This is a genomic window from Rhizobium sp. BK379 (assembly GCF_014193955.1).
GTDB lineage: Bacteria > Pseudomonadota > Alphaproteobacteria > Rhizobiales > Rhizobiaceae > Rhizobium.
Window position 1 is genome coordinate 342,787 of sequence record NZ_JACIAD010000009.1, and the last position, 12,838, is coordinate 355,624.

A 12,838-nucleotide genomic window follows, 5' to 3' on the forward strand; every position below is an offset into this window, starting at 1 on the left:
CGCGAGGGAATGCCGTTGCCGCATCGTGGCAGCAGGGCACTATGAATATATCCGATGGTGCCATGCGTCTGCCACAGACTGCGGTCCGGGCCATTATCTATTTTATCAAGCCAGCGGCAATAAGGGCGTACGCAAGAGAGGCTGCTGATTTGCAGGCGAAAGCCGTCCATTCAGGCCTTCGCTTGTAGCCGACGATATCGCTGAGGCCCCGTATCGCAAGCACCCGTGTCGAGCCGCCGCCGTCATGACGGGCGGCCACGTAGATTCCGCCTAGCTCCATTTCAACCGCGCTTGCATGACGCGCAGATTGCCCCCATTGCCGAGCAAGTTCAGTGTCCTTCACGAGCGTGTTGGCTGTCATAACGGGTGAAACGACGTAACGGGGAGGACGATGGGCTGCGCGCCCGGCAAAATTCGCCTCAATGGAATTGTGAACGCTCGATTTCCATTTCTCATCACCATAGTAACGGTCGTCGGGTTCTTCGGGTATGGTCTCAACCGGCCTTTCCATTCCTAAAGACTGTGCCGAATTCCATGTCTTGAATAGATGTTCCTTGGCCGGGAGATATGCCAGGAGTTTCTCGACCTCGATATGTGCAGGCCCTCCCTGCTGTTGATGCTCGAGCTTCCCGCCCTCCAACGCCGCGCTCACGGAAAAGTCATGGACACGGCTCGAAAGCACCACGTCGCCAAGTGAATATTCGGCGTTTGGAATCCCTCCGGCTATCCCAACCAAAAGAATCCATTGCGGAGCAAGTTCCCTAATCATGTCGTTGGCGGCCGCTTGCGCCGCGACCTGTCCTTGTTCGAAAGACTTGGTAATGGCGACACCGATTTCAGCCCCGTCGCGGACTGGAATGCGTGCGTGTTCGTAAAATCGGTTGCGTCCTTCGGCACTGCGCCGCTCCGGAAAGTGTTCCAAAACGGCGCTAAACTCATCAGGTCGAATGGCGATAATTCCGATCTGCGTGGCTTTTTTGAGTGTTTTGGCCGGGAGGGTTTGAGTAGATGTCGCGTGCTGAGCTTTCATGATTGAAACCATCTCCCTCACAGACTTCTTCGTTTCAGGATTCAATGCTTCGTTCAGTTCCTGTGTGTGCTGCTGACAGATCCGGCCCGAAGATAGTGACTTTTCCAAGTCGTGCTTGTTGCCTTTGAAGTCGAACAAGCAGTCAAGGGTCTCGACGTGGGCCTTTATGGATGGGCTAACAAAGCTGAGGGCGTAGCGGATAAAATAATAACACAGGAAAGAGCGATGAAAATCTGCATAGAGATGCCAATCTCGCAGCGTGATCGCCGCGAACCCGCCCGCCGCTCTGCGTGATCCAAACAGGTTTTTATATCTGTGAGATCGGAGTTTCTGCGCAACGACGGCAATGAGGTAAGGGCGTGGGCCCCTGGCAGCTTTGCGGTAAGCTTCCAATTGCTCCCATAGCTCCGTCGTAACGTATTCTTCCCTCACGAAATTATAACCGAATGAGCGGAGGCGCTCGGGTGGCAAAGCAAACTCAAAGTCGGATTGGACCGCATTCAGGATGTTGATGGCTTCCAAGATCTCGGCATCGAGGTCATCGCCAAAACTGAGGATCTCGATATGATACAACATTTCGGCCGCGCTACGGCTGGACAATGAGGTGCGGGTCGTCCTCGTCGATATCAACACCGGTCTCAGCATCCGTAACGCTGATGCCATACTTGTAGTCGCCAGGATCTTCCGCAACGAACGGGCCTATCACCCCGGAGTGATCCGTGTTTCCGGTAGATGTCGGAATACCGGTGGTGGTTTGAAGATCCAGTTCGCGAAACGGACCAAAATAAACTGTCCAGAGAACTAGGCGGGTAGTAGAGTTCGGCCATGAAAGCCACCAGGTTACTTTCTCGCCGAGTTTAACTTTTGCGGGATCTGGGTCGATCGACCATTGGCGATTTTGGTATCTGACAAAGATATCCATGATAACCCCTGCGCTTGTATTGCCGTTCTACTATCTTACCGTGCACGATGCGGAGTCAAGTTGGTATTATCTTGGGCAGGTCTGCTTTTACTTTATCTTCTTCCAGAAGCCGCCAATCTGATTTCGGTCACTTGCGGTCATTCATTGAAGCCGAGTTAATGTCCGCTACGGGCGCATAGCAGACCATGGCAAACTCAAGCTCCATCTTATGTGAAATCGCCTGCTGGAATCGCTAAGCCCTCACCATCGCCAAGAATATCTTCCTCACCGCCTTCGAAAGCCGCTTCATTTCTCCCTCCAGCGTCTTGATGTCAGGGCAATCGCCAGCACGGCAGACGAGCTCGATCAGACCGGCAGGCGCCTCTTTCGGATCGAAGTGAGCATCGATGCAGAGGCGGATGAGCTGCGAAAGCTCGGTATAGAGCGTGAAAGCCTCAAGGCAGGCGTCGAGGTCGGCTGAGGCCATCAGCTTGTCACCAAGTGCCTTCAGGGCTGCCCCCGTGGTGAGGCCGTTCACGCTGATATCGACGCCCTTTGCCGGGGCGATCAGCGCCAGATACTGGGCGATGAATTCGACATCGACGACGCCGCCCGGAATGAGCTTGAGGTCCCAGGCGTTATCAGGCGCCTTTTCTTTTTCGATCAGTTCGCGCATCTCGGCGACATCATGGGAAACCTTGGCGATATCGCGCTTTTTCGACAGGACGTCTGAGATGATGCTTTCGGCCTCGCCGATCAGGCTTTCATCGCCGCAGATCAGCCGTGCGCGCGACAGCGCCATATGCTCCCAGGTCCAGGCCTCCTCGCGCTGGTATTTGCCGAAAGCATTGATGCGGGTTGCGACCGGTCCCTTGTTGCCGGAGGGGCGAAGCCGCATGTCGACTTCATAAAGCACGCCTTCTGCCGTGGGGGCCGAGAGGGCAGCAATCAGGCGCTGGGTGATGCGGGTGAAGTATCGCGTCGCATCGAGTGGTTTTGCACCGTCGGATTCGCCAGCGGCATCGTCGTAGTCGTAGAGCAGGATGAGGTCGATATCGGAGCCTCCCGTCAGTTCGAAGCTGCCGAGCTTACCCATGCCGGCAATCGCAATCCTTCCGCCGGGATAATCGCCATGCGTCACGCGTATCTCGCTCATGACGGCGTCGAGGGCGGCTTCAATGATGAGATCGGCGAGATGGGTGAAGGCGCGCGCGGCCATGTCGCCGTTGATTGCGCCGGTCAGCAGGCGGATACCGATCAGGAAGCTCTGTTCCGACGCGAAGATGCGCAGACGGTCAAGCACCTCCTCATAATGCCGGGCCTGTACCAGCGAGGCCTTCAACCGCTCGCCGAGATAGTCACGCGTCGGCAGCTCGGCCATCAGGCCGGGATCGAGCATGCCGTCGAAGACATGCGGGCGGGCGGCGATGACTTCCGCAAGCTTCGGCGCCGAGGACATGATGTTGACGATGAGGGAGAGCAGCGCCGGATTGCTGCCGAGCAGCGAAAAGAGCTGGATGCCCGACGGCAAGCCGGAAATGAAGCTGTCGAAGCGCAGCAGCGCCTCGTCCGCACGCTTGCTCTCGCCGAAGACGCGCAGAAGTTCGGGCGTCAGCTCCGTCAGCCGCTCGCGCGCCTCGACCGATTGCGTCGCGCGGTAGCGGCCGTAATGCCAGGTGCGGATGATGCGGGAGATATCCGAGGGACGCTCGAAGCCGAGTTTCCTCAGCGTCTCCAGCGTGTCGGGATCGTCGCCCTGGCCGGTGAAGACGAGATTGCCGGTGCCCACCGAGAGTTTGGTTTCCTGTTCGAAGAGGTCGGCATAACGCCGCTCGACCGTCTTCAACACCTCCACCAGCCGCTCGGAGAAACTGGGCGTATCGGTAAAGCCCATCATGAAGGCGATGCGTTTCAGTTCTGCGTCCGTCTCCGGCAGGAGATGGGTCTGCTCATCGCGCACCATCTGGATGCGGTGCTCGACATCGCGCAGGAACCAGTAGGCCTCGATCAGCTCGTCGCGGGTTTCCGCGTCGATCCATTTTGCCCTGGTGAGTTCGGCCAGCGTCTCCTCGGTCACGCGGGAACGCAGTGCCGGCATGCGCCCGCCGGCGATCAGCTGCTGGGTCTGCACGAAGAATTCGATTTCGCGGATACCGCCGCGGCCGAGCTTGACGTTGTGGCCTTTCACGGCGATTGCGCCATGGCCCTTATGGGCGTGGATCTGCCGCTTGATGGAGTGGATATCCGATATCGCCGCATAGTCGAGATATTTGCGAAAGACGAAGGGAACGAGACCGCGCAGGAACTGTTCGCCGGCAGCCAGATCGCCGGCCACCGCACGGGCCTTGATGAAGGCGGCCCGCTCCCAATTCTGCCCCCTGCCCTCGTAGTAGATCATGGCGGCATCGACGGGGATTGCGAGCGGCGTGGAGCCGGGATCCGGCCGCAGTCTGAGATCGGTGCGGAAAACATAACCATCCGCGGTGCGTTCCTGCAGGATACGCACCAGCCGCCGCATCATGCGCGGAAAGATCTCGATCGCGTCATCGGGGTCGGGCACGATGCCGGCCTCTTCGTCGAAGAAGACGACGAGGTCGATATCGGAGGAATAGTTGAGTTCGGAAGCGCCGAGCTTGCCCATGCCGAGAACGATCACGCCGGAACCTTCGCTCGGAGCCGCAACATTCCTCAGCTTCAGCTTGCCGCTTTCATGCGTTGAGAGCAGCAGGTGATCGATGGCGGCGGTGACTGACGCTTCGGCCAGTTCGCTGAGCCAGGCGGTTGTCGCCCGGCCGTCGAAGATGCGGGCGAGATCGGCAAGGGCTACGAGGAAGGCCACCCTGCGCTTGACGATGCGCAGCCTGCTCATCACCTGGCCTTCGCCAGGCGTACTTCCTTCGCCGTCCGGTTTCCAGCAATCGCGCGCTTCTGCAATCAAAGCCTCGATCTGTGGCTCCAGCGGATCGCTGATGGCAGAGGCAAGGATTGCCGGATCGAGATTGGCGATTTCGCGCAGGTAGGGAGAGAGCGTCAGGACGGCGGCGATAAAGTCGCGCAGCGCCCCCTCGGCCTTCAGCATCTCAGACACGACAGGCTCGCTCTTGCCGATATCCTGCAGGTCGGCAAGAGCCGATTTCAGTTCCGTCTGGTTTAACGGCCGCAAAAGGCCTTCGGTGACATCCTTGAGGCCGTGCTTCGATTTCGTCAGCATTCGCTCTCCCTGCATCGCTGCAATGCGACTTAAACTAGGGTGTCGAAGCTAGGGCCTCAAGGCGAAAGCGCCAATATGAAAATGATAAGAAAATCAGGCAGGCCTTGCGGGGAAAACCATGCTGACGGTGAGGCCGGGACGTTCCGCATTGCCGGGCTCGGTATCGGAAAGCTCCAGTGTGCCGCCATGCAGCTCCATGATTGCTTCGACCAGCGAGAGGCCAAGTCCGGTGCCGGGTTTCGAGCGGCTTTCGTCCAGGCGCACAAAGCGCTTCAGCACGTCCTCGCGCCGATCGGGCGGGACACCCGGCCCGTGGTCGGCAACGGAGAGGCAGATGCCATCAGGACGGCGGCGGAGCTTCACCGAGACGGAGCCCGCGCATTCGGTATCGGCGGAATATTTGATCGCATTGTCGAGCAGATTGAAGATCGCCTGGCCGATCAGTTCGCGATTGCCCTGGATCTCAATACCGGGCTCGATCTCGGAGTTCAGTGCCATGCCCGCCTCGTCGGCCACCGGCTCATAGAGTTCGGCGCTGTCGGCGACGATGGCTGAGAGCTCGATCGGCGACATTTCGGCGGCAACGGAACCGGCTTCTACGCGCGAGATCATCAGCAGCGCGTTGAAGGTGCGGATGAGCTGGTCGGATTCGGAGATGATGCCTTCCAACGCGCTGCGGCGGACTTCGCCATCCTCGATATCGAGCGCATCGGCGGCCTTGTTGCGCAGGCGCGTCAGCGGCGTCTTCAGGTCATGGGCGATATTGTCGGAGACTTGCCGCAAGCCCTCGTTCAGTTTCTCGATGCGTTCCAGCATGTTGTTCAGCGAGACGGAAAGGCGGTCGAACTCGTCGCCGGAACCGCCGACCGGCAGGCGCTGCGAGAGATCGCCGGCCATGATCTTCTTGCCGGCATCCGACATGCGGTCGATGCGCTTCAAGGCATTCCGGCCGATGCCGAACCAGATGATGATGGCGCCGAGGCCCATGATGGCGAGCGCGATCATCAGCGCCTGACGCACCAGCACGCGGAAACGTTCCGGCTCGCCAAGGTCGCGGCCGATCAGCACCCGAAGGCCGTTGTCGAGGACGAAGATGTTGGCAATCGCCGTATGCCCGACCACTCCGCTATCGGTGTAACGCTGATAGGAGAAGGGCACCGACGTCCAGCCCTGTTCCTCGAACACACCCGGCTGCACAGAGGCGACATTGCCGGCAAGGATATCGCCCGAGGGACCGGCGATCAGATAGAGATTGGCGCCCGGCTGACGAGCGCGTCGTTCCATCGTGCGCAGGAGCAGGTTCATGCCCCCGGCATCATAGGCGCGCTGTACCTGTGTCACTTCCTGGGCGACCGCGTCGCGGATCTGACCGGACAGCAGCCGCTCGGACATCGCCGTCACGTAGAAGACGAGCGTTGCGGCGCAGATTGCAAAGAGCAGAATGTATAGGGCCGAAAGGCGGACTGCAGTGGACTTGAAGAGAACCCAGAAACGGCTCATCCCTCATCCTTGATCATGTACCCCGCACCTCGGATCGTCTTCAGCAGCGGCTGGCTGAAGTCCTTCTCGATCTTTGAGCGCAGGCGCGAGACATGCACGTCGATGACATTGGTCTGCGGATCGAAATGGTAATCCCAGACATTTTCGAGCAGCATGGTGCGGGTCACCACCTGGCCGGCATTCTTCATGAGATATTCCAGCAGGCGGAATTCGCGCGGCTGCAGCGGGATTTCCTTGCCGCCGCGGCGGACTTCATGGGAGAGGCGGTCGAGCTCGAGATCGCCGACGCGATAGACGACATCCTGATCCGGCGTGCCCTTGCGGCGGCCGAGCACTTCGACGCGGGCCAGCAACTCACTGAAGGCATAGGGCTTCGGCAGGTAGTCGTCGCCGCCGGCGCGCAGACCGGTCACGCGGTCGTCCACCTGGCCAAGCGCAGAGAGGATGAGAACCGGCGTGTGGATGCCCTTGCGGCGCAGCTCGCTGATGACGGAGAGACCATCGCGGCGCGGCAGCATGCGGTCGATGACGATGACGTCGTAGGTATTTTCCGACCCCATGAAGAGACCGCTTTCGCCGTCGCTAGCATGGTCGGCAACGATCCCCGCCTCGCGAAAGGCTTTGGTGAGATAGACCGCCGCTTCCAGATCGTCTTCGATAATGAGAATCTTCATGCGGCCGACATTACCCGCCGGTTGCTTTTCGGCAAGGCTCAAAGCGTCTTCGTGTTGTGGGGAGGTCATTGCGGGCGTCCTTCATAATTGAAGAATTTGGCATAATCGAAGAATTAGGCGGCCGTGAAGAATTCGCGGGCTCGTGAAACGGAGCCGCGCAGCATTTGCTCCTGCGCGGCTCCAGCTTTCCGGGGCTGGAAGATCAGCCCTGACCGTTGATCGGAAGGGCGACGAAACGGCTGCCGTCCTTCGACTGGATCTGGAACAGCGCGCGGGTGCGGCCGTCCTTCTTGGCCTGGTTGATGACGCGGACGACATCGTCGGCGCTGGAGACCTCCTGGTTGTTGACCGAGGTGATCGTTTCGCCTTCCTTGATGCCCTTGTCGGCAGCATCCGAATTCGGATCGATGCCGGTGATGGCGAGGCCCTTGCCGTCATCCGACGGGCCGACCGTCAGGCCGAGATCGGCAAGCGCCTTCTCGGAAGCCGGCGGCTGGGCCTGCTCCTGCTGGTCGTTGTCGTCACCAGCGGAAGCCTGCTGATCGGCCGGCAGCGTGCCGAGCTCGACGGTTACGGACTGGGCCTTGCCGGAACGCCATACCGAAAGCTCGACCTTACTGCCCGGCGTCATCGCACCGATGCGGCGGCTGAGATCGCGGGCATCCTTGACCGGCTCACCATTGACGGCGGTGACGACGTCACCGGTCTTCATGCCGGCCTTCTGGCCGGGCGTGCCCTCCTGAGCGGAGACGACAAGAGCGCCGTTTGCTTCGGAGAGGCCGAGGGAGTCGGCAATGTCCTTGGTGACCGGCTGGATCTGCACGCCGAGGTAACCGCGCGAAACCGTGCCGTCCTTCATCAGGTCGGCGACGACATCCTTGGCGGTAGAAGCCGGGATCGCGAAGGCGATGCCGACGCTGCCGCCCGACGGCGAGAAGATCGCGGTGTTGATGCCGACGACCTGGCCATTGAGGTTGAAGGTCGGGCCACCCGAGTTACCGCGGTTCACGGCCGCATCGACCTGCAGGTAATCGTCATAGGGGCCGGAGCCGATATCGCGGCCGCGGGCCGAAACGATGCCGGCCGTGACCGTGCCGCCGAGACCGAAGGGATTACCGACGGCGACGACCCAGTCACCGACACGGACCTTGTTGTCATCGGCCCAGTTCACGTAGGTGAATTTGCGGCCCTTGCCATCGACCTTCAGCACGGCGAGGTCGGTGCGCGGGTCCTTGCCGATCAGCTTGGCATCGAGCTCGGTGCCATCGTTCATGACAGCGACGAAGGCGGTGCCATCAGAAACGACATGGTTGTTGGTGACGATATAGCCGTCTTCGCTAATGAAGAAGCCGGAGCCTTGAGCGACCGGACGCAGACGGCCCGGGCCGCCCGGCTGGCCGAAGCGGCGCTGCTGGTTCTGGCCCTGGTGGCCCTGCTCGCCGAACTGGCGGAAGAACGGCTTCAGGGCGTCGGGCAGATCGTCAAAGCCGCGGCCGTTGAAATCGAAAGAGAAACCATCACCATCGTCGGAGGCCGGCTTGACGCGGCTTTCGACGCGAACGGAAACTACGGCCGGGGAAACGGCGTCAACGACATTGGCGAAGCTCGGAACCGAGGGAGACTGGACATTGACAGCCTCGGCATAGGAACGGGAAATCTCGACAGGGATACCGGTTGCAAGAACGGCGGCTGCCAGACCTGCAACGGTGGATGCCTGAAGCACCGTTTTAAGGGACGGACGTCCGCGGAAATTTTTCAGCATAAGAGCTCCTTCTCTTTTTTCAGACCCTCTTTCCGGCGATGCCGGATCAGTGATGGACCGAGATATAGGACGCCGCACCTTACTACGAACTGTCCAGCCCATGAAAAATTCGTAATGTACCAACATTCTTTTGGTTGCATGTCGGACAAGGTCAACTCGCTGCGCCCTATTTAACCGATCGGTTGACAATCAAGGTTGGACCCTATATTTAACCATAGAGTTACATACGAGGGCCCATCATGCAAACCGACACTCTGAGCGCCACTTTCGCGGCCCTTGCGGACCCCACGCGGCGGGCCATCATCGCACGGCTGGCCGAAGGTGAGGCTTCGGTCAACGAACTCGCTGCTCCCTTCGACATGAGCCTTCCGGCTGTCTCCAAACATCTAAAGGTGCTGGAAAAGGCTGGGCTTATCAGCCGGGGCAAGGAGGCCCAATGGCGACCGGCCAGGCTCGAACCGCAAATGATGAAAAGCATCGCCGACTGGCTGGAGCAATACCGGCGCTTCTGGGAATCGAGTTTCGACCGGTTGGATGGCTACCTGCAAAATATCCAGAAGGCGGACGACAGCGGCCCCCGCAACTGATCGCCGACCCACATTTTCAATCATCACAAGGGGAATACCATGGCCGATCAGCTGTCGCGCCCCACATTGCATATGCAGCGGATATTCAATGCACCCCGCGCCCTCTTATGGGCCGCCTGGACCCGGCCGGAAATGGTCGTCGCCTGGCTTGGTCCGGTGGAGTGGCCGGCGGTCAGCGTCGTACAGGATCTACGTGTGGGAGGCTCCTATCGGGCTTGCCTGAAAAACGCCGAGGATGGCCGGCTGCTGTGGCAGAGCGGCGTCTACAGGGAAATCGAGGAACCCTCGCGCCTGTCCTTCACCTTCCAATGGGAGGATTCGCACGAGGACGGCGAGCCGGTCGTAACCCTGGTGACCGTGATCTTCGAGGAACTGGCCGATGGTCGCACGCGCATGGATTTCACCCATGCGGAGCTGAAATCCCAAGAGAGCCTTGCCGGACACAGACATGGCTGGGAAAGCACCTTCGGCAGGCTCGAAAGCTGGATTGAAAATCAGGGAAATCAAAGGGAGTGATGACCATGAAACTCGTGACGAATCTCGTTTTCAGAGGCGAATGCCGTCAGGCCTTCGAATTCTATGCCAAAGTGCTCGGCGGCAAGCTGAACGGCATGTTCACATTCGCAGAAGCGCCCGGCGACATGCCGATCGATCCGTCCTTCAAGGACAAGATCATGCATGCCTGGCTCGATGTCGGCGACCAGTCGCTGATGGGCTGTGACGCCCCTCCCGGATATCAAGAGGACATGGGCGGCTTCAGCGCCACCTATCACAGCCAGGATGCGGCGGAAACGAAGCGCGTCTTCAACGCACTCTCTGAAGGCGGCAAGATAACCATGCCCTTCAACGCGACCTTCTGGTCGCCGGGCTTCGGGATGTTCACCGATCGCTTCGGCACGCCCTGGATGGTCAATACAATCCCGACGGACCGGCAATGAGCGAGAAGGCCATGATCTGGACCGGGCGCGTGCTGACCGGGCTTTTTGCACTCTTCATGCTCGGCGCATCGATCGCACCCAAGCTTCTCGGCCTGCCGGTCGCGGAGGAAACGATGACGGCGCTCGGCTGGCCTGATGGCTATGTACTCATGATCGGCCTGATCGAGCTTACCTGCCTCGTGCTCTACCTCATCCCGCATACCAGCGTGTTCGGTGCGGTGCTGATGATGGGGCTGCTCGGCGGCGCGATGGCCACGCAGATCCGGGCCGGAAGCCCGCTCTTCAGCCATATATTGTTCAGCATCTATCTCGGGCTGTTCATGTGGGGCGGGTTGTGGCTGCGTGATCCCGTGGTCAGGGCGCTATTTCCATACCGGAAAGCGTGAGGATCGCCATTCCGCTGCCGCTGCGGCGGGATGGTTCGCTATTTTTCAAGCAATTCGGCAAGCCTTGCCTGCTCTTCTGCCGTCAGCTTGCTGCCAGTTGGCTTTCCAGCCCGCTTGCGGGCAAAGACGATGAGCGAAATCCCGCCGGCAAGGATCAGCAGCACCGGCGCGCCCCAGAGCAACAGCGTGCGCAGACTGAAGCGCGGCTTCAGCAGGACGAATTCGCCATAGCGCGAGACGATGTAGTTCAGCACCTGCTCGTCGCTGTCGCCATCGGTAATGCGCTCGCGCACCAGTAGACGGAGATCCTTTGCGAGATCGGCATTGGAATCGTCGATCGACTGGTTCTGGCAGACCATGCAGCGCAGTTCGGCCGACAATGTTCGCGCCCGGGCTTCTAGGGCCGGATCGGAGAGCATCTCGTCCGGGTTGACGGCAAAGGCCGGTGCGGCCGCCAGGATCAAGGTCAGGACGAGGAGAAAACGCCTGATCATTCCGCCGGCTCCATGGCAGGTGCCACTGGTTTTGCTGGCTTTGCCTTCCTGCTCGGAGCCCCGACGCGCAGGCGCCGGTCGGTCAGCGAGACGAAGCCGCCGAAGGCCATGATGAGCGCCCCGCCCCAGATGCAGAGGATGAACGGCTTCCACCAGATGCGCACGACGATGCCGCCGTCCTTCGTCGCGTCACCCAGCGAGACATAGAGCTGGCTGAGGCCGAACGTGAGAATACCGGCCTCCGTCGTCGGCATCTGCCGGGCAGTGTAGAGCCGCTTGGCCGACCAGACATCGGCCACCTCGGCGCCACCACGACGGATCGAGAAATGGCCGCGATCCTCGGTGTAGTTCGGGCCGGTTGCCGGCCGCATGCCGTCAAAGAGAATGCTGTAGCCGCCGGCCTCCGTCGACTGGCCCTGCTTCATCTCGACCACATGTTCGGTCTGGAAGGTGGTCACGGCGACGATGCCGAGCACGGTGACGCCAAGACCGGCATGGGCAAGCGCGGCGCCGAAGGCCGAGCGCGGCAGGCCGGTCAGACGGCGCCAGGCGATATCAGCCTTCACCTTGCCGATGCCGGCGCGATACCAGAGGTCGGCCGCCGCACCAAGGATCAGGAACAGGCCGGCGGCAAGGCCGAGCACGGCCATGACCGGGCCGCCATGTTCGATATAGAAGAAGACGAGGGCTGCGACGAAAGCGAGACCGGCCACGACATAGAGCCGCTGCAGGGCGCCGAGCAGATCGCCGCGTTTCCAGGCAAGCAGCGGGCCGAAGGGCACGATGATCAAAAGCGGCGCCATCAGCAGGCCGAAGGTCAGGTTGAAGAAGGGCGGGCCGACGGAGATCTTGTCGCCGGTCAGCGTTTCCAGCACCAGCGGATAGAGCGTACCCGTCAGAACCGTGCCGCAGGCAACCGTCAGGATCAGGTTGTTGACGACGAGCGCGCCCTCGCGCGAGATCGGCGCAAACAGACCGCCGGCCGACAGAAGCGGCGCGCGGAAGGCAAAAAGCGATAGCGCCCCGCCGATGAAGATCAGGAGGATGCAGAGGATGAAGACGCCGCGGCTCGGGTCGCTGGCGAAAGCATGGACCGAGGTCAGGACGCCGGAGCGCACCAGGAAAGTGCCCATCAGCGACAGCGAGAAGGTGAGGATGGCAAGCAGCACCGTCCAGATCTTCAGCGCTTCCCGCTTTTCCATGACGAGGGCCGAGTGCAGAAGTGCGGTGCCGGCAAGCCAGGGCATGAAGGAGGCGTTCTCCACCGGATCCCAGAACCACCAGCCGCCCCAGCCGAGTTCGTAATAGGCCCAGTAGGAGCCCATGGCGATGCCGAGCGTCAGGAAGGTCCAGGC

The 12,838-nt window shown here is 60.6% G+C and carries 12 protein-coding genes; 4 read left to right on the plus strand and 8 right to left on the minus strand.

Annotation, left to right across the window (positions count from 1 at the left end; translation table 11 throughout):
• Positions 1 to 97: 97 nt before the first annotated feature.
• The 6 genes from FHT93_RS31745 to FHT93_RS31770 all read right to left on the minus strand — a co-directional run bounded on the left by FHT93_RS31745 (position 98) and on the right by FHT93_RS31770 (position 9,078).
• Positions 98 to 1,606 (minus strand): hypothetical protein, encoded by a 1,509-nt coding sequence (locus FHT93_RS31745; RefSeq protein ID WP_183851118.1) that lies wholly within the window; start codon positions 1,604 to 1,606, stop codon positions 98 to 100.
• Positions 1,607 to 1,616: 10 nt separating this feature from the next.
• The gene (locus tag FHT93_RS31750; protein WP_162710236.1) at positions 1,617 to 1,952 is read right to left on the minus strand and encodes a hypothetical protein; all 336 of its coding nucleotides are present in this window, start codon (positions 1,950 to 1,952) and stop codon (positions 1,617 to 1,619) included.
• A 232-nt stretch (positions 1,953 to 2,184) separates the two neighbouring features.
• Positions 2,185 to 5,142, minus strand: coding sequence for a bifunctional [glutamine synthetase] adenylyltransferase/[glutamine synthetase]-adenylyl-L-tyrosine phosphorylase (locus tag FHT93_RS31755; RefSeq protein WP_183851119.1), 2,958 nt, complete (start codon positions 5,140 to 5,142; stop codon positions 2,185 to 2,187).
• Between the two features lie 93 nt (positions 5,143 to 5,235).
• Positions 5,236 to 6,642 (minus strand): HAMP domain-containing sensor histidine kinase, encoded by a 1,407-nt coding sequence (locus FHT93_RS31760; RefSeq protein ID WP_018114531.1) that lies wholly within the window; start codon positions 6,640 to 6,642, stop codon positions 5,236 to 5,238.
• On the minus strand, positions 6,639 to 7,385 hold the full coding sequence (locus tag FHT93_RS31765; protein WP_112547795.1) for a response regulator transcription factor: 747 nt from the start codon (positions 7,383 to 7,385) through the stop codon (positions 6,639 to 6,641). Before FHT93_RS31765 ends, FHT93_RS31760 begins: the two co-directional genes overlap by 4 nt.
• Before the next feature lie 133 nt (positions 7,386 to 7,518).
• Positions 7,519 to 9,078: a Do family serine endopeptidase gene (locus tag FHT93_RS31770; RefSeq protein ID WP_018114528.1), complete on the minus strand. Its 1,560-nt coding sequence runs from the start codon at positions 9,076 to 9,078 to the stop codon at positions 7,519 to 7,521.
• A gap of 239 nt (positions 9,079 to 9,317) precedes the next feature.
• On the opposite strand from FHT93_RS31770, the gene FHT93_RS31775 reads away from it, so the two are divergent.
• The 4 genes from FHT93_RS31775 to FHT93_RS31790 are packed head-to-tail and all read left to right on the plus strand — an operon-like array spanning position 9,318 to position 10,989.
• Positions 9,318 to 9,665, plus strand: coding sequence for a metalloregulator ArsR/SmtB family transcription factor (locus tag FHT93_RS31775; RefSeq protein WP_018114527.1), 348 nt, complete (start codon positions 9,318 to 9,320; stop codon positions 9,663 to 9,665).
• 39 nt (positions 9,666 to 9,704) lie between these two features.
• Positions 9,705 to 10,181: an SRPBCC domain-containing protein gene (locus tag FHT93_RS31780; protein ID WP_183851120.1), complete on the plus strand. Its 477-nt coding sequence runs from the start codon at positions 9,705 to 9,707 to the stop codon at positions 10,179 to 10,181.
• A gap of 5 nt (positions 10,182 to 10,186) precedes the next feature.
• Positions 10,187 to 10,603 (plus strand): VOC family protein, encoded by a 417-nt coding sequence (locus FHT93_RS31785; protein WP_112968094.1) that lies wholly within the window; start codon positions 10,187 to 10,189, stop codon positions 10,601 to 10,603.
• A complete protein-coding gene (locus FHT93_RS31790; protein ID WP_183851121.1) occupies positions 10,600 to 10,989 on the plus strand; it encodes a DoxX family protein in 390 nt (129 codons plus the stop codon). The genes FHT93_RS31785 and FHT93_RS31790 overlap by 4 nt, the downstream gene beginning before the upstream one ends.
• A 38-nt stretch (positions 10,990 to 11,027) precedes the next feature.
• On the opposite strand, the gene FHT93_RS31795 is transcribed toward FHT93_RS31790, so the two are convergent.
• A complete protein-coding gene (locus FHT93_RS31795; RefSeq protein ID WP_183851122.1) occupies positions 11,028 to 11,483 on the minus strand; it encodes a cytochrome c-type biogenesis protein in 456 nt (151 codons plus the stop codon).
• A partial coding sequence (locus tag FHT93_RS31800; protein WP_183851123.1) for a heme lyase CcmF/NrfE family subunit occupies positions 11,480 to 12,838 on the minus strand: 1,359 nt, incomplete at its 5' end. The genes FHT93_RS31795 and FHT93_RS31800, both read right to left, overlap by 4 nt.

Bases quoted from the DNA above. Each gene is read 5' to 3' on its own strand.
- FHT93_RS31745 (WP_183851118.1), bottom strand. From the start codon at position 1,606: ATGTTGTATCATATCGAGATCCTCAGTTTTGGCGATGACCTCGATGCC.
- FHT93_RS31750 (WP_162710236.1), bottom strand. From the start codon at position 1,952: ATGGATATCTTTGTCAGATACCAAAATCGCCAATGGTCGATCGACCCA.
- FHT93_RS31755 (WP_183851119.1), bottom strand. From the start codon at position 5,142: ATGCTGACGAAATCGAAGCACGGCCTCAAGGATGTCACCGAAGGCCTT.
- FHT93_RS31760 (WP_018114531.1), bottom strand. From the start codon at position 6,642: ATGAGCCGTTTCTGGGTTCTCTTCAAGTCCACTGCAGTCCGCCTTTCG.
- FHT93_RS31765 (WP_112547795.1), bottom strand. From the start codon at position 7,385: ATGACCTCCCCACAACACGAAGACGCTTTGAGCCTTGCCGAAAAGCAA.
- FHT93_RS31770 (WP_018114528.1), bottom strand. From the start codon at position 9,078: ATGCTGAAAAATTTCCGCGGACGTCCGTCCCTTAAAACGGTGCTTCAG.
- FHT93_RS31775 (WP_018114527.1), top strand. From the start codon at position 9,318: ATGCAAACCGACACTCTGAGCGCCACTTTCGCGGCCCTTGCGGACCCC.
- FHT93_RS31780 (WP_183851120.1), top strand. From the start codon at position 9,705: ATGGCCGATCAGCTGTCGCGCCCCACATTGCATATGCAGCGGATATTC.
- FHT93_RS31785 (WP_112968094.1), top strand. From the start codon at position 10,187: ATGAAACTCGTGACGAATCTCGTTTTCAGAGGCGAATGCCGTCAGGCC.
- FHT93_RS31790 (WP_183851121.1), top strand. From the start codon at position 10,600: ATGAGCGAGAAGGCCATGATCTGGACCGGGCGCGTGCTGACCGGGCTT.
- FHT93_RS31795 (WP_183851122.1), bottom strand. From the start codon at position 11,483: ATGATCAGGCGTTTTCTCCTCGTCCTGACCTTGATCCTGGCGGCCGCA.